At 73.8% G+C, this 18,190-nt stretch carries 17 protein-coding genes and 1 riboswitch; of the genes, 5 read left to right on the top strand and 12 right to left on the bottom strand.

Annotation, left to right across the window (positions count from 1 at the left end):
• Window positions 1-42: 42 nt before the first annotated feature.
• A complete protein-coding gene (locus PWG71_RS02465; protein WP_274807795.1) occupies window positions 43-552 on the bottom strand; it encodes a MarR family winged helix-turn-helix transcriptional regulator in 510 nt (169 codons plus the stop codon).
• 147 nt (window positions 553-699) lie between these two features.
• On the opposite strand from PWG71_RS02465, the gene PWG71_RS02460 reads away from it, so the two are divergent.
• From PWG71_RS02460 to PWG71_RS02450, 3 genes are all read left to right on the top strand, one after another.
• Entirely contained in the window at window positions 700-1,242 is a 543-nt protein-coding gene (locus PWG71_RS02460; RefSeq protein WP_274807794.1) for a YceI family protein, read from the top strand.
• 414 nt (window positions 1,243-1,656) lie between these two features.
• Entirely contained in the window at window positions 1,657-1,911 is a 255-nt protein-coding gene (locus PWG71_RS02455; protein ID WP_446724972.1) for a DUF2470 domain-containing protein, read from the top strand.
• Window positions 1,912-2,166: 255 nt separating this feature from the next.
• Window positions 2,167-4,872 carry a protein kinase domain-containing protein gene (locus tag PWG71_RS02450; protein ID WP_274807792.1) on the top strand — a complete coding sequence of 902 codons (2,706 nt, stop codon included), beginning with the start codon at window positions 2,167-2,169 and terminating at the stop codon, window positions 4,870-4,872.
• Here PWG71_RS02450 and PWG71_RS02445 read toward each other — a convergent pair.
• Both PWG71_RS02445 and PWG71_RS02440 read right to left on the bottom strand, forming a co-directional pair.
• A complete protein-coding gene (locus tag PWG71_RS02445) occupies window positions 4,844-6,853 on the bottom strand; it encodes a DUF6596 domain-containing protein (protein ID WP_274807791.1) in 2,010 nt (669 codons plus the stop codon). The two genes, PWG71_RS02450 and PWG71_RS02445, sit on opposite strands and share 29 nt — an antisense overlap.
• Window positions 6,854-6,915: 62 nt before the next feature.
• On the bottom strand, window positions 6,916-7,239 hold the full coding sequence (locus tag PWG71_RS02440) for a YciI family protein (protein ID WP_274807790.1): 324 nt from the start codon (window positions 7,237-7,239) through the stop codon (window positions 6,916-6,918).
• A 151-nt stretch (window positions 7,240-7,390) separates the two neighbouring features.
• On the opposite strand from PWG71_RS02440, the gene PWG71_RS02435 reads away from it, so the two are divergent.
• Together PWG71_RS02435 and PWG71_RS02430 are read left to right on the top strand one after the other, a co-directional pair.
• On the top strand, window positions 7,391-8,047 hold the full coding sequence (locus PWG71_RS02435) for a DUF998 domain-containing protein (RefSeq protein WP_274807789.1): 657 nt from the start codon (window positions 7,391-7,393) through the stop codon (window positions 8,045-8,047).
• 216 nt (window positions 8,048-8,263) lie between these two features.
• Window positions 8,264-9,181: an aldose 1-epimerase family protein gene (locus tag PWG71_RS02430; RefSeq protein ID WP_274807788.1), complete on the top strand. Its 918-nt coding sequence runs from the start codon at window positions 8,264-8,266 to the stop codon at window positions 9,179-9,181.
• 21 nt (window positions 9,182-9,202) lie between these two features.
• On the opposite strand, the gene PWG71_RS02425 is transcribed toward PWG71_RS02430, so the two are convergent.
• From PWG71_RS02425 to PWG71_RS02385, 9 genes are all read right to left on the bottom strand, one after another.
• Window positions 9,203-9,802, bottom strand: coding sequence for a nucleotidyltransferase family protein (locus tag PWG71_RS02425; RefSeq protein WP_274807787.1), 600 nt, complete (start codon window positions 9,800-9,802; stop codon window positions 9,203-9,205).
• Between the two features lie 125 nt (window positions 9,803-9,927).
• Window positions 9,928-11,088 (bottom strand): XdhC family protein, encoded by a 1,161-nt coding sequence (locus PWG71_RS02420; protein ID WP_274808120.1) that lies wholly within the window; start codon window positions 11,086-11,088, stop codon window positions 9,928-9,930.
• A gap of 134 nt (window positions 11,089-11,222) precedes the next feature.
• Complete coding sequence (locus PWG71_RS02415; protein WP_274807786.1) at window positions 11,223-11,684, bottom strand: PH domain-containing protein; 462 nt, start codon at window positions 11,682-11,684, stop codon at window positions 11,223-11,225.
• Between the two features lie 61 nt (window positions 11,685-11,745).
• Window positions 11,746-12,219, bottom strand: a complete 474-nt coding sequence (gene ribH, locus PWG71_RS02410; RefSeq protein WP_274807785.1) for a 6,7-dimethyl-8-ribityllumazine synthase — start codon at window positions 12,217-12,219, stop codon at window positions 11,746-11,748.
• Window positions 12,220-12,252: 33 nt separating this feature from the next.
• Window positions 12,253-13,542 (bottom strand): bifunctional 3,4-dihydroxy-2-butanone-4-phosphate synthase/GTP cyclohydrolase II, encoded by a 1,290-nt coding sequence (locus PWG71_RS02405; protein ID WP_274807784.1) that lies wholly within the window; start codon window positions 13,540-13,542, stop codon window positions 12,253-12,255.
• Between the two features lie 79 nt (window positions 13,543-13,621).
• Entirely contained in the window at window positions 13,622-14,248 is a 627-nt protein-coding gene (locus PWG71_RS02400) for a riboflavin synthase (RefSeq protein ID WP_274807783.1), read from the bottom strand.
• Window positions 14,249-14,360: 112 nt separating this feature from the next.
• A riboswitch (FMN riboswitch) is annotated at window positions 14,361-14,491 on the bottom strand.
• A 2-nt stretch (window positions 14,492-14,493) separates the two neighbouring features.
• Window positions 14,494-15,627, bottom strand: a complete 1,134-nt coding sequence (locus tag PWG71_RS02395; protein ID WP_274807782.1) for a phosphatase PAP2 family protein — start codon at window positions 15,625-15,627, stop codon at window positions 14,494-14,496.
• 178 nt (window positions 15,628-15,805) lie between these two features.
• A complete protein-coding gene (gene rpe / locus PWG71_RS02390; protein ID WP_274807781.1) occupies window positions 15,806-16,474 on the bottom strand; it encodes a ribulose-phosphate 3-epimerase in 669 nt (222 codons plus the stop codon).
• Window positions 16,475-16,717: 243 nt separating this feature from the next.
• Entirely contained in the window at window positions 16,718-18,178 is a 1,461-nt protein-coding gene (locus PWG71_RS02385) for an RsmB/NOP family class I SAM-dependent RNA methyltransferase (RefSeq protein ID WP_274807780.1), read from the bottom strand.
• Window positions 18,179-18,190 lie beyond the last annotated feature (12 nt).

Genomic DNA, 18,190 nt, shown 5'->3' with positions numbered 1-18,190 from the left:
CGACTCTACCCGGGACGGGGGCCGGGCGGGTCGGTGTTCGGCTCAGTCGTGACCGGCCGTGGCGGAACGGTCGTCCGCTGGTCGGATGCCGTCCATCGGCGCGTCGCCGGAGGGTTCCAGGGTGGCGAGGATCGCCTCCAGGTCGGCGGTGCGCCGGGGGCCGAGGCGGTCGAACACGAGGGCGCGGACCCGGGCGGCGTGTCCGGGGGCGATGTCGGCCAGGAGGCGGGCGCCCTCGTCGGTGAGGACGGCCCACAGGCCGCGCCGGTCGTCGGCGCACTCCTGTTTGCGGACGAGCCCGTCGCGTTCGAGGCGGGAGATCTGGTGGGAGAGCCGGCTCTTGGAGACGATGACGCCGTCGGCGAGGGCGCGCATGCGCATGCGGCGTTCGGGCGCCTCGGACAGGTGCACGAGGATGCCGTATTCGATGAGGCTCAGTCCGCCGCGTTCGCGCAGGTCGCGTTCGAGGTCGTCGTAGATCCAGGCGTTGACCCGCAGGAAGCCCCGCCAGACCCGTTGTTCGTCGGCGTCGAGCCATGCCGGGTTCTCCATGGGGCGATCCTAACGCCGACCGCTTGCGAACCCCGGATCGGACACCTAACCTTCTTCCAAGGAAGATATTTCTAAGGTACTTTGTTCCTAGGCAGATAGAGGGGCCCGATCCCGGGCCCCGACCCGCTCACAGGGAGATGTAGGCACATGGCAGCGCAGGAACTGAAGCCCGGCACCTGGACGATCGACGCGGCCCACAGCGTGGTCGGCTTCTCCGTCCGCCACATGATGGTGAGCAAGGTCCGCGGTCGGTTCGAGAAGTTCGACGCCACCCTGACCGTCCCCGAGGACCCCACGGGGGCGTCCGTCGAGGCCACCATCGACGCCGCTTCGATCAACACCGACAACGCCGACCGGGACGGCCACATCCGCTCCGCCGACTTCTTCGGGGTCGAGGACCACCCGGAGTTCACTTTCCGCTCCACCGGCCTGGCGGCCGACGGCGAGGACTTCGTCCTCAAGGGCGACCTGACCATCAAGGGCAACACCCACCCGGTCGAGCTCAAGCTGGAGTTCAACGGCTCCACCGTCGACCCCTACGGGCTGGACCGCGCCGGCTTCGCGGCCTCCACCCAGATCAGCCGCAAGGCCTTCGGCGTCGACATCGAGATGCCGATGGACGGTGGCGGCGTGGTCATCGGCGACAAGATCACCATCGACATCGACGCCGAGTTCACCCACCAGGCCTGAGCCCGCCCTCCCACCGGGCGGTTCCCCCGACCAGGTCGGGGCGGATCGTCGCGACGGCGCCCACGGGACCCCGGGGTCCGGTGGAACCCCGGGGCGTCGGGAGGTCCGCGCGGCGGGCGGGGGCCCGGCGCCCCGGCGCGGGCCGGCAGCACGGACACGGTGGGCACGGCGGCCCCCGCCCCTCGGGGGCGGGGCGGGGGGACGTCGGTCCGCCCGCGCGCGGGAGAACGGCCGACCGGTTTTGGCGACACACCGTCACCACCCGGGGTGACGCTCGGCTATCGTCGGCGGGGGGAGGGCGCACGCCCTCCCCCCGCTTCGTCGTGCGCACCCGCACCCGCGCCCCGCACTCCAGGAGGAACCGTGCCGTCCAGCCCCTTTCCCCCCGAGGTCGTCACCGCCGTCACCGCCCACATGAACGGTGACCACCCCGAGGACACCCTGCTCATCTGCCGCGCCCTGGGCGGCCTCCCCCAGGCCACCGAGGCCCGCATGACCGGACTGGACGGCGAGGGCGGCGACTACGCCGTCACCGTCGACGGCACCGAGCACACCGTCCGCATCCCCTGGGCACGGCCGCTCACCGAGCGCGCCCAGATCCGCGTCGAGGTCGTGCGCATGTACCAGGAGGCCTGCGCGAAGCTCGGCCTCACCCCGCGCGGGCACTGACCCCGCCGACCGGGACGCGCGGCCGACCGTGACACGCGGGCACCGGCCGCCCCCGCTGTGACAGGGACCGCTTCCGCGGGAACTCGACGGCGGCGTCGGGAGTCCAACAGGATGAAGACGGGGAGAGGCGCCACCCGGGGGTCCACGGGCGCACGGTCGCCGCACGGCGCCGCGGGGGCGCCCGGTCCGGAAAGCGGTCCGCCGATCCCACGGACGTCCAGACACCCACGCAACCGAAGGACGGCACCGACCTCCATGGTCACGCCCCACACCGGTGACGACAACGCGCCGACGCAACGGATCGAACCCACCGCGCCCACCGCCGAGGCGGGGCCCGCGCCAGGGGCCACGCGGTGGGTCACCCGTGTGCTGCGCCCCGGCTCCACCCGCGACGGGACACCGCCCACCCGGGTCGCGGACCCCGGGTCGCCGCCCCGGGCCACCAGGGTCGAGCGGACCGCGTCGCCCGCCGCCCGGACCCCCGGGACCGGGGCCCCGGGCGGCGGCGAAGACGCCCCCTGGTGGCGTTCCCTGTTCGGGCCGCTCCTGGACTGGATGGCCCGACTCGTCTCCCGGGTCGTCGTCGGCCCCGCCAGCGACCTGGACTACGCCGTCCCCGCCGAACTGCGCCGCCGCTACCAGGTCCTGGACCGCATCGGCGCGGGCGGCGAGGCCGTCGTCTACCTCGTCGAGCCCGCCGACTCCCCCGGCCGCCGCCTGGCGCTGAAGGTGTACCGGCCCGGCCACGACATCAACCGGGAGCTCCTGGACCGGCTGCGCGCCCGCGGCACCGCCTCACCGCACACCCCGGCGATCCACGGCTACGGTCACGCCACCAGCTCCTGGGACGAGGACCTGGCCTGGGAGGCCCAGGAGTACTTCGCCCACGGCACCCTGCGCACCGTCATCGACGGGGCCCCCTTGGACGAGGCCCGGGCCCGCGCCGTCGTCTCCGCCGTCGCCGAGTGCCTCCGCCACTGGCAGGACGACCTCCAGCACAACCACACCGACGTCAAACCCGAGAACCTGCTGGTGCGCTCCCTGGACCCGCCGGTGCTCGCGCTCACCGACTTCGGCGGCGCCGTCCGCGCCACCATGAGCCGTGTCTACGGCGGGCTGGCCATCACCGAGGACTACGCCGCCCCCGAGGTCGTGGAGGGCCGCCGCGAGGCCCCCGGCGCCTGGTGGGCCCTGGGCGTGATGGCCCACGAACTGGTCACCGGACGCCGCCCCGACCGCGGCGGCAACTGGCTCACCGCCCGCAACACCGAGGTGGACATCTCCGCCGTCGCCGACGAGCGCTGGCGGCTGCTGGTACGCGGCCTGCTCGCCCCCTCCCCCTCCGCCCGCTGGGGGCACGCCGAGGTCTCCCAGTGGCTGGCCGGGGAACGCCCCGCGATCCGCACCGCCCGGCGCCTGCGCCCCATCGTGTTCGCCGGCGCCTCCCACGAGGACCCGCCCAGTCTCGCCTTCGACCTCCTCGACCGGTCCGACACCGGCGCCCTGTGGCTGCGCACCCACTGGTCGGAGCTGCGCACCTGGCTGGACCGCGAGGTCAAGGACCACACCTTCGACCGCGCCTACCTCACCGGCCTCGAAGGCCACCCCGAACGCGCCCACATCGCCATCAGCGCCCTGGCCGCCCGCTACGTTCCGGGCATGCCGCCGCGCTTCCACGGTCACGAGATCAGCGCCGACGGCCTGCTGGAACTGGCCACCGGTGAGGCCAGCCGGCACGCCGTGGTGCGCGAGGCCGTGGAATCGGGTGCGGTGGGGCTGGCCGCCCAGCACTGGTGCCCCCACCCGGGCTGCCGCACCAACGGGTCGGGGCGCTGTGTGCTCCTGGAACGCGTCCAGCACGAGGTCCCCCTGCTCATGCGGCGGGTCACCGAGAGCCTCGACCGGATCACCGGGGGCGGCGGCGACCGGCCGGACCGCCCCGCCGCCCACGAGATCGACACCACCTGGGCGCGCGCCGTCGAACTGGTCCTGGCCCCCGAGATCGCCTCCCGGCACCGCGCCCTGGTGCGCCGCCAGTCCTGGCACCCCGCCCAGCGCAGCACCGCGCCGCACGCCCCCTGGTGGACCGAACAGCGCCGCACCGGCCTGCGCGAGGGCGGTACCGACCCGCTGGCCTCGCGCGCCGCCCTGCTCACCGCCGTGCTCCTGCTGCCCGAGGCCGTCCGCATCGGCGGTTCCATCGCCGACCGCGAACGCGCCGACGGACGCGCCCGCCGCCAGGACCGGTGGGCGGCCCTGACCGGTTCGGCCCGGGAACGCTGGGACGAGACCCGCGCCCGGATGGCCGACACCCGTCGTCGCCGGGCCGAGGCCGCCACCGGCGACGATCCGGTGATCGACGGCACCGCCCCGCAGCACGCCGCCCGTCGGCCCCCGTGGGGAGGGTGGGGCGCCGCACAGGACCCGAACCGGCCCGACCAGGCCGGGCCCGAGGGTTCCCAGCGGGCGCGGGACCGCGCCTCCCGTCGTGTCCAGCGCACCATGAAGCAGATCCAGAAGGCGATGACGGCGGGCCGGTGCCGACGCTTCGCCTACCCGGCGGCCCTGCTCGGGCTCGTCGACGGGTTGGGGCGGGCGCTGCGCCCGGCGGACGGCTTCTATCCCGAGAGCGCGTTCGTCACCGACGCCTACACGGGCCTGGTGGAGGGCTCCCGGGGCCCGATCCTGGGGTCGCTGTCGGAGTTCACCGGCGCGGTCACCGGCCTGCTGCCCGGCGACACGGGCGCCGCCTGGTGGTTGCCGGTGCTGACCTCCATCGGGCTCATCGTGCTGGGACGCACCGCGGCGAGCACGAGGGCCGCCTCCCGGGCACGGCGCCGCCTGGCCGCGTCCCGCCTGGCCGTGGTCGGATCGGTGTTCATGCTGGTGGTCCTGTTGTCCACCGGGCTGTTGATGCTCGGCTCGGGTGTGCTCATCCCCCTCGACGGCCTGCTCGGCTGATCCCCGCCCGGCCGAGCCCCGACAGCAGGCCCAGGGTCCATCCCCTCCCGTGCGGGTCCACCGCGCGGGAGGCCAGCGCGAACAGGCGCTCGGCGCGCTCGTAGGACAGCCGCCGCCGCCCCGTGTCCGGGCACAGGTCCCCCGCCCCGGGGGTGCGGGCCGGACCGGGGCGACGGTCGGACAGGAACAACGGGCCGCGCGTGCGGTCGCCCACCAGGTCCGGCAGTAGCCGGGCGGTGCCCGAACGCCAGGTCACCCGGGCGCCCGCGACCACGGCCGAACGGTCGTCGAGGTCCAGTTCCTCGACGTTCAGGGCCAGGGCGGTGCGGGCCGGGACACCGGACTCGCTCAGCAGACACCACAGGGCGCGCTCGCGCACCGACGCGCCCTCGCACAGGGCGCGCACCGCGCCCGGATCGATCCCCGCGGGCGCGATCGCGGGTTCGGCCCTGCGCTCCAGCGCCGCGTCGATCCCCGCCAGGTCCATCCGGGCGGCGAACGACCGCACCGCCGACCGGTGCCGGTTCCAGGTGCGGGCGGCGCCCCCGCCCCAGGCCGCCGCGAACACCCCGGCCACCCGCTCGGCGGTCAGATCGGTCAGGGGCAGCCCCTCTCCCAGGGACCGGCACAGGCGGTGCAGGGTCCGCCCGTAGGAGCGGGCGGCCTGCTCACCCAGGTCGTCGCGGGCGAGGAAGGCGCGCACGGTCTCCCCCAGGAGGGGGCCGGTCGGGGCGGCCGGCAGGTCGGCGGCCCGACGCAGCAGGAAGGCGTGTTCGGCGCGGTTGTCGGTGAGGGCGGCGGCACGCTCGAACTCGACCCTGGCCTCGGCGGGACGCCCCGACCGCGCCAACAGGTCCCCGCGCACGCTCGGCAGCAGGTGGTAGTCGCGCAGCGCGGGCTCCGCCGCCACCGCGTCCACCGACTCCAGCCCCCGCTCGGGGCCGTGCGCGAAGCCCACCGCCACCGCCCGGTTGAGCAGTACCACCGGGGTCGGGGTCAGGTCCGCCAACCGGTCGTACAGGATGGCGATCCGCCCCCAGTCGGTGGCCTCGGCGTCGGGTGCCCGCGCGTGACAGACCGCGATGGCGGCCTGGAGCGTGTAGGGGCCGGGTGGGCCGCCCGCGTCGCGGGCGCGCAGCATCGCGGCGAAGCCGCGTCGGACGCCCTCCCGGTCCCACCGGCTCCGGTCCTGTTCGTGCAGTCGCAGTGGTTGGCCGGAGGGGCCGATACGGGCGGCCGATCGCGACCGTTGGAGTTCCATCAGGGCGACCAGGGCGTGCGCCTCGGCACGGTCCGGGACCAGCGCGGCGAGCATCCGGCCGGTGCGCAACGCCTCCGCGCACAAGCGCGGCCGCATCAGTCCGGGTCCGGCGGTGGCCGTATGGCCCTCGTTGAAGACCAGGGAGATCACGTCCAGGACGGCGGGCAGTCGGTCGGTGACCTCCTCCGGCCCGGGAGGTTCCAGGGCGGCGCCGCGTTCGGCGAGGGTGCGCTTGGCCGAGGCGATCCGCCGGGCGATGTCGCGCTCGGGGGTGAGCAGGGCGCGCCCGATCTCGTTGTCGGTCAGACCGGTGACCAGGCGCAGGGTGAGGGCGACGCGTTCGCCGACCGACAGCGCCGGGTGGCAGGTGAGGAAGAGCAGCCGCAGCACGTCCTCGGGCTCCCCGCCCGGCCCGCCCGGTCCCCCCGCCTCCTCCGGGGCCGCCCGTTCGAGGTCGTGGGCGATGCGCTCGTGTTCGCGTTCCAGGCGCCGTTCGCGGCGGATCCGGTCCAGGGCGCGGCGTTTGGCGGCGGTGGTGATCCAGGCGGCGGGGTTGTCGGGCACCCCCTCGTGCGGCCACTGTCGCAGCGCGTCGACCAGGGCGTCCTGGGCGCACTCCTCGGCGGTGCCGACGTCGCGCACGACGCGGGTGAGCGCGGCGACGATCCGCGCCGACTCGGCCTTCCAGACGGCGTTGACGACCTCGTGCACTTCGCTCACACCGTCGATGACAGCACCGCCCCGGGTGCGAGCGCAACCCGGGACGGTGTGGTGCGGGGGGATCAGGAGAAGACCCGCCGGATGACGCTCTCGCCGTCACCGACGATCCGACGGAACCGGCGGGCCAGCTCCAGCGCCTCCTCCTCGGTGGCGACGTCGACCAGCGCGAACCCGGCCACGGCCTCCTTGCTCTCGGTGAAGGGGCCGTCGGTGACGGTGATCTCGTCCCCGTGGGAGGCCATCCGGATCCCGCCGGGCTCCAGACCACCGGTGGCCACCAGGACCCCGGCGGCGGTGAGCTCCTCCACGAACGCCGCCATCTCCACGTACAGGCCCTCGTCGGTACGGGCGTTCTCCTCGGGTCGGCTCAGCATCAGGAATCGCATGGGGTGCTCCTCATTTCTCGTGCGCCTCGCGCATCGGCCGCGAACACTTACACGTCGTTCGGGAGACGTGACAGGGAACGCCGGCGTTCCCTGTCACGTCTCCGGTTCGACGTGGGGGTGAGAAGGCCACCGCCCCGGAAGGACACCGATCATGATCACCGCCCCGACCCCCACCGCCACCGCCCGCCCGGGTACCCGTGCGCTGCTCGCCTGCGCCGTCGTCGCCGGCCCGCTGTGGGCCGGCGTCTCCCTGGCCCAGGTGGTCGGCAGGGAGGGCTTCGACCTCACCCGCCACCCGCTCAGCGCGCTGAGCAACGGCGACCTCGGTTGGCTCCAGATCGCGAACTTCGCGGTCGCCGGAGTCCTGGCCGTCGCCGGGGCGATCGGGCTGCGCCGGGCCCTGGCCGGCGCCCCGGGCGGTGTCTGGGCGCCCCGGCTCGTCGCGATCTACGGCATCGGGATGATCGCCGCCGGCGCGTTCGTCATGGAACCGGCCGACGGGTTCCCCGTCGGCACCCCCGAGGGAACGCCCACCGCGCTGGGATGGACGTCCTTCGCCCACATGGCCGCGGGTTCGCTCACCTTCATCGCGCTGATCGCCGTCTGTTACGTCCTGGCCCGCCGCTTCGCCCGCACCGGCGACCGCGCCCGCAGCGTGCTCTCCGTGATCGCCGGCACCGCCCTGCTCCTGGGCGACGGCTGGGCGATGACCGGCGGCGCCCTCGGCTCGCTGACCCTGGCCGTCGGCGCGATCACCGCGATGCTGTGGGTCTCCGCCGTCGCCGCCCACCACCTGCGCACCGCCTGACGTCACCCGCCCGACCGGACCGGGTCCCGCTCCCCGAGGAGGTCGGCCCCGAGGCGATCGCCGGACGGCCCGGCCGGCGGCGCGTCCCCGAGCGTGATCCCCCTCCCACCGGCACCGTTCGCCCCTTCCGAACGGGGCCGGTGGGCTATGATCTCCCGGTTCGGCAGCGGGCCGGACCGTGGTGGGGATCGGGCGAGGACCGTGGAGAGGCCGCACGTGGGAGAGACCATCGAACTGCGCTCGGGGGGGTTCCGTGCCCGCGTCGCGACCACGGGGGCCGCGATCCAGGCGCTCACCTGGCGGGACGACGACCTGGTGTGGCCCTACACCGGGACGCCCACCGCGTTCCAGGGGCAGGTGCTCGCCCCCTGGCCCAACAGGATCGGCGAGGGCCGCTACCGGTTCGACGGAGCCGAGTACCGGCTCGACGTCAACGACCCTGCCACCGGGTCCGCCATCCACGGACTGGTCCATGACCGGCCGTGGGAGCCGGTCCGGGTCACCGAGGACTCCGTGGACCTGCACCTGGCCCTGCCCGCCACCCCCGGGTACCCGTTCACGCTGGCCATGGAGCTGACCTACCGGTTGGGCGAGGACGGCCTCACCGTCACCACCGTCGCACGCAACACCGGGGACTCCCCCGCACCGTTCGGGCTGGGTTTCCACCCCTACCTGGCCCTGGGCGAGCCCGTGGGAGGGCTGGCCGCCCGCGACGCGCTCACCCTGAGCGCCCCCGTCGACCGGTACCTGCCGACCGACGACCGGCTGCTGCCCGTCGGCGACCCCCTCCCGGTGGCCGACACCGACCTGGACTTCGGCCCGCCCGGCCGGGGCCTGGGCGACACCGTGCTCGACACCGCCTTCACCATCGGCGGGCGCGACGCCGACGGCCGGGCGTGGACCCACGTGGACGGCCCCCGGTACCGGGTGTCGGTGTGGTGCGACGCGAGCTTCGGGTACCTCCAGCTGTTCAGCTCCGACACCCTCGGCGGCGCCGACCACCGCGCCCACCTGGCGGTCGAACCGATGACCTGCCCGCCCGACGCGTTCGTCAGCGGGGACGGCCTCATCGTGCTGGCGCCCGGCGCCGACAGCCGGCACGTCTTCGGCATCACCGCCGCACCGACGGCCTGACGGGCCGTCCGGTCCCCGGCCTCAGCGGCTCAGCAGGTCGCTGAGGCGGGCCAGGTCCTCCAACGTGTCGATGTCCTCGGGGCTGGCGACGTCGTCGCAGGCCACCGGCGTGACCACGTGCGAGTAGGCGCGCAGGAACGGGCGCGCCCCCACATCGTTCACCGCCATGGCGTGCACCGTCGACCAGTGCTCGCGCCCGATGAGCACCGGGTTGCGCTGGTTGCCCCGATAGGTGGCCACCGCCGCACGGGCGCCCTCGGCGTGCGCCGCCACCAGGCGGGCCACCGCCTCGGGGGTGACCAGGGGCTGATCGGCCAGGGAGATCAGGACCGCGTCGACCCCGTCGGGCAGGGCGTCGATGCCCACCCGTACCGACGAACCCATCCCCGAGGCCCAGTCGGGGTTGAACACCGTCCAGGCGTCGGGGACCGTCGTGTCCGCCGCCCCCAACACCGCCAGAACGGGTTCGCAACCCCCCAGGCGCAGGGTGCGGACCCCCCGATCGACCAGGCGTTCACCGCCCACCTCGACCAGCGCCTTGGGCCGACCCAACCTGCTCCCGGCACCGGCCGCCAACAACAGGCCCGCGACCCGGCCGTGTTCCCCGTCCCCGCTTCCCATGCCGCGATGATGCCATGCGCGGCCCCTCCGCACCGGCCACCTCGGGCACAGCGTCCGAAGTGATTCCCGGACCCGACCGATGGGACCGCCACGACCTGCGGTTTCACCCGAACCGAATTTTCGGTTCACCTGTTGACGTGACCGAATCCGGCCGGAATAAAGGGTTCCACGGGGACGTCCCGGTGGATCCGACCCGTGGTCTCGCGCAGCGCGCGACCGCTCCCGCCCCACCGGGTCCGCACCAGTTCGGCCGCGATCGACACCGCCGTCTCCTCCGGGGTCCGCGCCCCCAGGTCCAGACCGATCGGCGAATGCAGCCGCGCCAGGTCCTCCTCGCCCACACCCGCCTCGCGCAGCCGGGCCATCCGGTCGTCGTGCGTGCGCCGCGACCCCATCGCGCCGATGTACCCGGCCCGGGTCCGCAACGCCGCCGTCAACACCGGCACGTCGAACTTGGGATCGTGGGTCAGCACACAGATCGCCGTGCGCTCATCGATCCGGTCGGCCACCTCGTCCAGGTACACGTGCGGCCACTTGACCACCACCTCCTCGGCGGCGGGGAACCGCCTGGCCGTGGCGAACACCGGACGGGCGTCGCACACCGTCACCCGGTACCCCAGGTACGCGCCGAGTTCGGCGACGGCCGCCGCGAAGTCGATCGCGCCGAACACCAGCATCCGCGGCGGCGGCGCGAACGACTGCACGAACACCTCCAGCTCGTCGCCGCGCCGCTGCCCGTCCACCCCGTAGCGCAACAGACCGGTACCGCCCTGCGCCGACATCCCGCGCACATCGTCGTCGAGGGCGTCGGTCAGCCGGGCACCGCCCACGTCCCCCTCGGCGTCGGACGGCCACACGATCCGCCGCCGACCCACCCGGTCGGCGTCCGACGGGTCCGACACCACCGTGGCCACCGCCACCGGCTGGTGCTCGTCGATCGCCCCCAGCACCGCGCCCAGCCGGGGGTACCGCGCGCGGTCCACCGGCTCGACGAACACGTGCAGGGTGCCACCGCAGGTCAGGCCCACACCGAAGGCGTCCTCGTCGGCGACCCCGTAGGTCCGGCGCACCGGCACCCCGGTGCGGATCGCCTCCATCGCCTCCTCGTGGACCGCGCCCTCCACGCAGCCACCCGACAGGCTCCCGAACACCTCACCCGACGCGCTCACCGCCATCGCCGCACCGGCGGGGCGCGGCGCGCTCTTGAAGGTGTCGATCACCGTCGCCACGGCGAACGTCTCCCCGGAGGCGTACAGCTCCGACACGGCCGCTCGGATATCGCGCACCTGCCACCCCGTTCCCGACTGCCTCGACACACCTGTGGTCCTCGCTACCAAGGTATGTGCCCCGTACCGCACGACGGGAGCCCTCGTTCCATCAAGAAACGAGGGCTCCCGTTGGAGCTTCCTACGAGGAGGTGTCAGTCCCGGCCCGGCTCCGCGGCCTCGCCCCGCTCGCGCAGCAGTAGACGGAACTCCTCCAGGGCCGCCCGGCCCCGGTCACCGTCGGCGCTCTGGATGCCCATCACCGCCAACGTGGTGCCGTCGGACAGGTCCACCGACGGCCACGGCTCCCCTTCGGGCATCCGCACGTCCACGATCTCCGCCCACCACAGCACGTGGGTGCGGATGCCGTTCACGACCGTGACGGTCTCCTCGGTGGCCACCAGCCGGGGCCGGGCCAACAGGTGCAGCCCCGCGGCGATCGCCGCGCCCAGCCCCACGAGCATGACCCGGTCCATGAACCGCCAGTCCCCCGGCAGGATCACCGCCAGGACCACCATCGTGGCGATGATCAACAGCCCCAGGCCGTAGGCGACCATCCGCACCACCCGAGGCCGCCAGGTCCGGGGCAGTGCCGGCCGTTCCGACGTATCGTCCACGGTCTGTTCCCTCGTCCGCACCCGTTCGCTCCACTCCCGGGGCCGCCCCCGCGACCCGAATTCAGCTCCGCAGTCCGCGCAGGACCACCGCGGCGTCCAACGCGGCCTCGGCCGCCTCCGCGCCCTTGTTCTCGACGCTGCCCGGCAGGCCGGCGCGGTCCCGCGCCTGTTCCAGGGTGTCACAGGTCAGGACACCGTTGCCCACGGGGGTGGACTGGCGCAACGCCACCTCGGTGAGGCCCTGCGTCACCGACTGGCACACGTAGTCGAAGTGCGGGGTCCCGCCCCGGATGACCGCGCCCAACGCGATCACCGCGTCGTGCCGGCGGGCCAGTTCCTGCGCCACCACCGGGATCTCCACGGCCCCCGCCACCCGGACCACCACCGGTTCGGCGGCACCCGAGGACTTCACCACGTCCAGGGCGTTGGCCAGCATCGGCTCCACGATCGGGGCGTTCCAGCGGGTCACCACGATGCCCACCGACATGCCGGAGGCGTCCAGGCCCAGCTCCTCGGGACGTCCTTCACCGCTCATCGTCGCTACTTCCCGTCGTCTCGTGCTCGTGGTTCAGTCGGTGACACCGGACAGGTCGTGACCCATCCGGTCGCGCTTGGTGCGCAGGTAGGCGATGTTGTCGTCGGTGAGGAACGCCGGCGTGGGGATCCGCTCCGTGACCCGCACCCCGTGCCGCTCCAGACCCTGCGCCTTGTCGGGGTTGTTGGACAGCAGACGCACCGAGGAGACGCCCAGGTCGGTGAGGATCCGGGCGCCCGCGCCGAACTCGCGGGCGTCGGCGGGCAGCCCCAGCCGCAGGTTGGCGTCGACGGTGTCCACCCCCTCGTCCTGGAGGGCGTAGGCGCGCAGCTTGTGCAGCAGCCCGATGCCCCGGCCCTCGTGGCCGCCCAGGTAGACGAGCACACCGCGCCCCTCGCGGGCGATGTCGGCCATGGCCGCGTCGAGCTGCGGTCCGCAGTCGCACCGGTGGGAGCCGAACGCGTCGCCGGTCAGGCACTCCGAGTGCAGCCGCACCAGCACGTCCGTGCCGTCGCCCAGGTCGCCCATGACCAGGGCCATGTGCTCGGCGCCGTCGGCCGTGCCCTTGAACCCGACCGCGCGCCACTGCCCGTACCGGTTGGGCATCCGGGTCTCCACCAGCCGGGTCACCAGCGGCGGGTGGGCGTCCTCCTCGGAGAGGGACTCCCCCAGCGCCAGCCGGTGGGCGGCCAGCTGTTCCACCGACACCAGCTTCAGACCGTGCTCGTCGGCGAACTCGCGCAGCCGGGGCAGCCGGGCCATGGTGCCGTCGTCCTCGACCACCTCGGCCAGCACCCCGGCGGGTCGCAGTCCGGCCAGCCGGGCGAAGTCGACGGAGGCCTCGGTGTGGCCCCGACGGGCCAGCACGCCGCCCGGCCGGGCGCGCAGGGGCAGGATGTGCCCGGGGCGCACGAAATCGGTGGGGCGGCTCTCGGCGGAGGACAGCAGGCGGATCGTGCGCGCCCGGTCGGCGGCGGAGATACCCGTGCTGACGCCCTGGCGGGCGTCCACCGTCACCGTGTAGGCGGTGCGCAGGCTCTCCTCGTTGCGGGCCGTCATCAGCGGCAGGTCGAGCCGGTCCAGGTCCGGGCCCTCCATGGGCACGCACACCACACCGGAGGTGTAGCGGATCATGAACGCCAGCAGCTCGGGGGTGGCGAGTTCGGCGGCGAAGATGATGTCGCCCTCGTTCTCACGGTCCTCGTCGTCCACCACCACGATGGCGCGACCGGCGGCGAAATCGGCGATGGCGTCCTCGATCGGGTCGAGGAACACCGGCCGCTCGTCATGGGTCGCGGCCGGGGTGGTGTCGGTGACGGTCATTACCGCTCCAGTGGTCGATGGGTACGGGTGGTACGGGTGGGTGGCGGCCCCCACGGGGTCCGCCCCGGGACCGGCGGGGCTAGACGCGGGCGTTCGCGACGGCGGTGATGCGCTCGACGTACTTGGCGATCACGTCGACCTCGATGTTGACGGTGGCGCCGAGGGGCAGACCGCCCAGGGTGGTGGCGCGCAGGGTCTCCGGGATGAGGCTGACCTCGAAGTACCCGGCGGCCGCGCCCGGCTCGCTGACCGCGGACACGGTCAGGCTGGTGCCGTCGACGGTGATCGACCCCTTCTCGACCACGTAGCGGGACAGCGCGTCGGGCAGGTCGAACCGTAGAACGTCCCAGTTGTCGCCCGGATTCCGGGACAGGAGTCGGGCGGTGCCGTCCACGTGGCCCTGGACGATGTGTCCACCCAGGCGGGAGTCGACACGGGCGGCGCGTTCGAGGTTGACCGGGGCGCCGGGGGTCAGAGAGCCGAGGGAGGAGCGGTCCAGGGACTCCTTCATCACGTCGGCGCTGAAGGTCCCCTCGCCGCGGTCGACGACGGTCAGGCACACGCCGTTGACCGAGATGGAGTCGCCGTGGCCGGCGTCGGAGGAGACCAGGGGGCCGCGCAGGGTGAGCAGGGCGGCCTCGCCCTCGGGACCCGCGGGTTCGATGGAGACGACCTCGCCGAGCTCTTCCACGATTCCTGTGAACACGCCTTCGCCTTCCCTAGCCTGACAGGGCTCCGGGGCGTGTGCGGAACGTGCGTCCACGGCGGATCGGTGAGCGGCCGTGGGCATGGCGCGCCACGGCGAACAGACCGTCCCGACGCGTGCTGCCTCCCATCCGGACTTTAACCGTCGGTACCGGAATTCCACCGGTTCAACCGGCCGATGGACTCGGCCGGGTCGCGGACTGTCACCGCCGGTTCGGACTTTCACCGACCCCGGAGCACGCATTCTCAACTGATGTCTGAGACGACCCCGATCTTAACTCCGCGGTAGCACGAGCGCATAGTGCGTGTGACCGGGATCATGCGCCGGGCACGCCGTCGGACCGGTCCTCGGCCTGTTCTCCCTGGTCCCGGGGGGGGAAACGGGCGCCGCGCCAGGCCGCTGCGCAGGAACAGCTCGGGCGCGCCGAAGGACGCCCAGAACGCGACGACCACGTAGGTGAGGAATCGCAGGAGGGCCTCGGTGGGCCCGGTCACCGACACGAACACCAGGTCGGTGAACACCAGCACGCTCACCACCACGGAGATGCCCAGGACGAACCGGGCCGCCCTCGCCGGCAGCGGGCCCTCGGCGCTGTACCAGCCGCGCCGGTCCAGCAGGGTGAAGCCCACCAGTCCGCCGAGCAGCGCCCCGGAGAGGCCGAAGAGGCCGGCCAGGGTGTACCCGGCCGGATCCAGCGGGGTCGCGCCGATCCACTCCGCCGGCGGCTCCCAGCCGTCGCGCGCCAGGTACCGCCACGCGGCACCGATCAGGCAGGGGGTCAGGGACACGGCCGCCGCGACGGCGACCCAGCGGACGGTGTCCAGCCGACGCCACCAGGCCAGCACCCGGCCCTCCCAGCGCAGGAACGCCCAGAGGGTGGCGACCCCGAGCAGGACCCCCACCACGATGTCGCTGATGAAGTGGACGCCCAGGTACACGCGCGACAGGCAGATGAGCGCGATGAGCCCGATCGCCGCCCACAGGAGGGCGCGCCGACCGGAGGCGACCCCCAGGTAACCCCACAGGACCGTGGAGCCCTGGGCGTGGCCGGAGGGCATCCCGAAACTGGACTCGGCGGCGTGCTGGGCGATCTGCGCGCTGTACCAGGAGGGCCGGGCACCGTACACGAAGCCCTTGAGCAGGTGGTTGAGAGCGCCCGTGCCCACGGCCAGGACGAACAGGCGGGCGCCCAGCCCGGAGTTCACGGACCAGAAGATCAGGGCGAGCAGGGCGATGATGAAGGTCTGGGAACCGAGTTCGGTGACGACGGCCATGGGCCCCACGAGGCGGTCCCCCAGCCCTTGGAGCCATTCGATGGGGGCGGTCTCGGCCTCCCACAGCACGTCCATGGCCGGGTCTCCGGCCGTTCGAGCGTTCACAGCGCGCACTCCACGTGTCCGCGCTTGGCAACGCGCTCACGCCGCGCCGCTCCCCCGAGGGCGCGGGCGCCAGGGGAAGACGGAGCCGCGACCAAGCGAAATCGACGACTACGGTGCGCCAGCCTAGAGGGTGCGGCGCCGGCGTGACCAGCCGCACGCCGATGCCACACCGGGATCGTTATGCGCGCCCGGAGGCCTCGGCTGCCTGGGAACGCAGGACCTCGATGGCCTTGGCCGGGTCCTGTGCGCCGTAGACGGCCGAACCGGCGACGAAGACGTCGGCCCCGGCCTCGGCGGCGCGTTCGATGGTCTCGGTGCCGACCCCGCCGTCCACCTGGAGCCAGACGGAGGCCTCACGGCTGTCGAGGATGGCGCGGGCGCGGCGGATCTTGGGCAGGACCAGGTCGAGGAACCGCTGTCCGCCGAACCCGGGTTCGACGGTCATGAGCAGGAGCATGTCCATCTCGCCGACGAGGTCGGCGTAGGGCTCGACGGGCTCGGCGGGGTTGAGGGCCAGTCCGGCGCGGGCGCCCAGGCGGCGGATCTCGCGCAGGGTGCGCACGGGGGCGTTGGCGGCCTTGGCGTGGACGGTGACGCTGCCCGCGCCCGCCTCGGCGTAGGCGGGGGCCCACCGGTCGGGGTCCTCGATCATGAGGTGGCAGTCCACGGGGGTGTCGGTCGCCTTGAGCAGGGACTCGACGATGGGCAGGCCGAGGGTGAGGTTGGGGACGAAGTGTCCGTCCATGACGTCGACGTGCAGCCAGTCGGCGTTGGGAACGGCGGCCGCTTCGTCGGCGAGGCGCGCGAAGTCGGCGCTGAGGATGCTGGGTGAGATCTGGATTGCCACGCCTGGCAGTGTAGTCAGACGTCCGACGGGTCCGTTGGAGGACCTCGTGTCGACGCGGGTGCCCGGACCTGGGGTGATCTCATCACAAAGCAGCAGCTTGACAATGTAGATCACGCTTTGTCCGCTTTTGCGATGATGGTGCATCGCCGTCCCCGGGTCCTCGCGCCCCGCGGAGGGGCACGACCGGGACGGCCCGGAGGCCCGGCCGCCGGCCCCGGGACCGGCGGCGACACGGGACACGACTCAGGAGCGGCGCAGCAGGGCCAGGAACATGGCGTCGGTGCCGTGCCGGTGCGGCCAGAACTGCACGTACCGGCCGTCCTCGCCGGCGGCCAGGTCGGGCACCCCGTCCAAGAGGTCGGCGGCCCGCAGCAGGGTGAGGTCGTCGCGTTCGGCCAGCACCCGGCGCACGACGCCGTCGGTCTCGTCCAGATGGGGAGAGCACGTCACGTACGCCACCACGCCACCGGGCCGGACCGCCTCCACGGCGTTCACGAGCAGGTCGTGCTGGAGCGGGGCCAGGTCGGCGGCGGAGTTCTCGGTGCGCCGCCACCGCGACTCGGGGCGGCGGCGCAGGGCGCCCAGCCCCGTGCAGGGGGCGTCCACCAGGACCCGGTCGAACACGCCCGGCCTCCAGGCCGGGCGGGTGCCGTCCGCGGCGATCGCGCGCCCGGCGTCGCGCGGGGCGCGGTGCACCGCCCGGGCGACCAGCCCGGCGCGGGCCGGCTGCACCTCCGAGGCCACCAGGCGCGCCTCCCCCTTGCCGGCCAGCGAGGCGAGCAGCCCCGCCTTGCCGCCGGGACCCGCGCACATGTCCAGCCACAGTTCGTCGCGGCCGTGGACGTCGACCCTGGTCAGGGCGAGCGCCACCAACTGGCTGGCCTCGTCCTGCACGGCGGCGCGGCCCTGTCGGATCTCGCGGATCGTCCCCGGATCGCCCTCCGGCAGCTGCGCGCCGAAGGGAGAGTAGGGCGTGGGCTCGGCGCCCACTGCGACCAGGTCGGCGACGGTGGCCCGGCCGGGCTTGGCCATCAGCGTCACCTTGGGGCGCTCGTTGTGGGCCACCAGCAGGCGCTCGGTCTCCACCAACCCGGTCGAGGACCGCTCGCCCAGGGCGCGGGCCAGCTCCTTGACGACCCAGCGCGGGTGACTGTGCACCACCGCCAGGTATCCGCTGGGGTCGACGGCGCGGTCCGGGGCGATGACCTCGGTCCAGGCGTCCAGGTCGCGGGCGGCGACCTTGCGCAGGACGGCGTTGGCGAACCGGGCGCGGTGGTGACCCACCACCCGGCGGGCCAGGTCGACGGTGGCGCTGACCGCGGCGTGCGGCGGGATCTTGGTGGACAGCAGCTGGTGGGCGCCCAACCGCAGCACCGGGAGCACCTCGGCGTCGACGGAGGCCAGCGTGCGGTCCACGCAGGTCTCCATGATGGCGTCGTAGGTGCCCTGGAGGCGCAGGGTGCCGTAGGTCAGCTCGGTGGCCAGGGCGGCGTCGCGGCCGGAGATGCCGCGTTCGTTGAGCAGGGAGGGCAGCAGCAGGTTGGCGTAGGCGTCGCGCTGGTCGACCGCGCGCAGGACGTCGTAGGCGACCCGGCGGGCCGGGTCGCGGGGCTTGGCCTGCGCCGTTCCGCCCTGGGCCCCGCCCTGTCCGGGCCTGGAGCCGTGGCGCGGTCGGCGGTACGGGGATCGGGACTGCTCGCTCAACGTGTGCTGCTC

The organism is Nocardiopsis sp. N85 (assembly GCF_028882275.1).
GTDB lineage: Bacteria > Actinomycetota > Actinomycetes > Streptosporangiales > Streptosporangiaceae > Nocardiopsis > Nocardiopsis lambiniae.
Note: the sequence above shows the minus strand (reverse complement) of the source record. Positions and strands in the feature narration are given on the sequence as shown.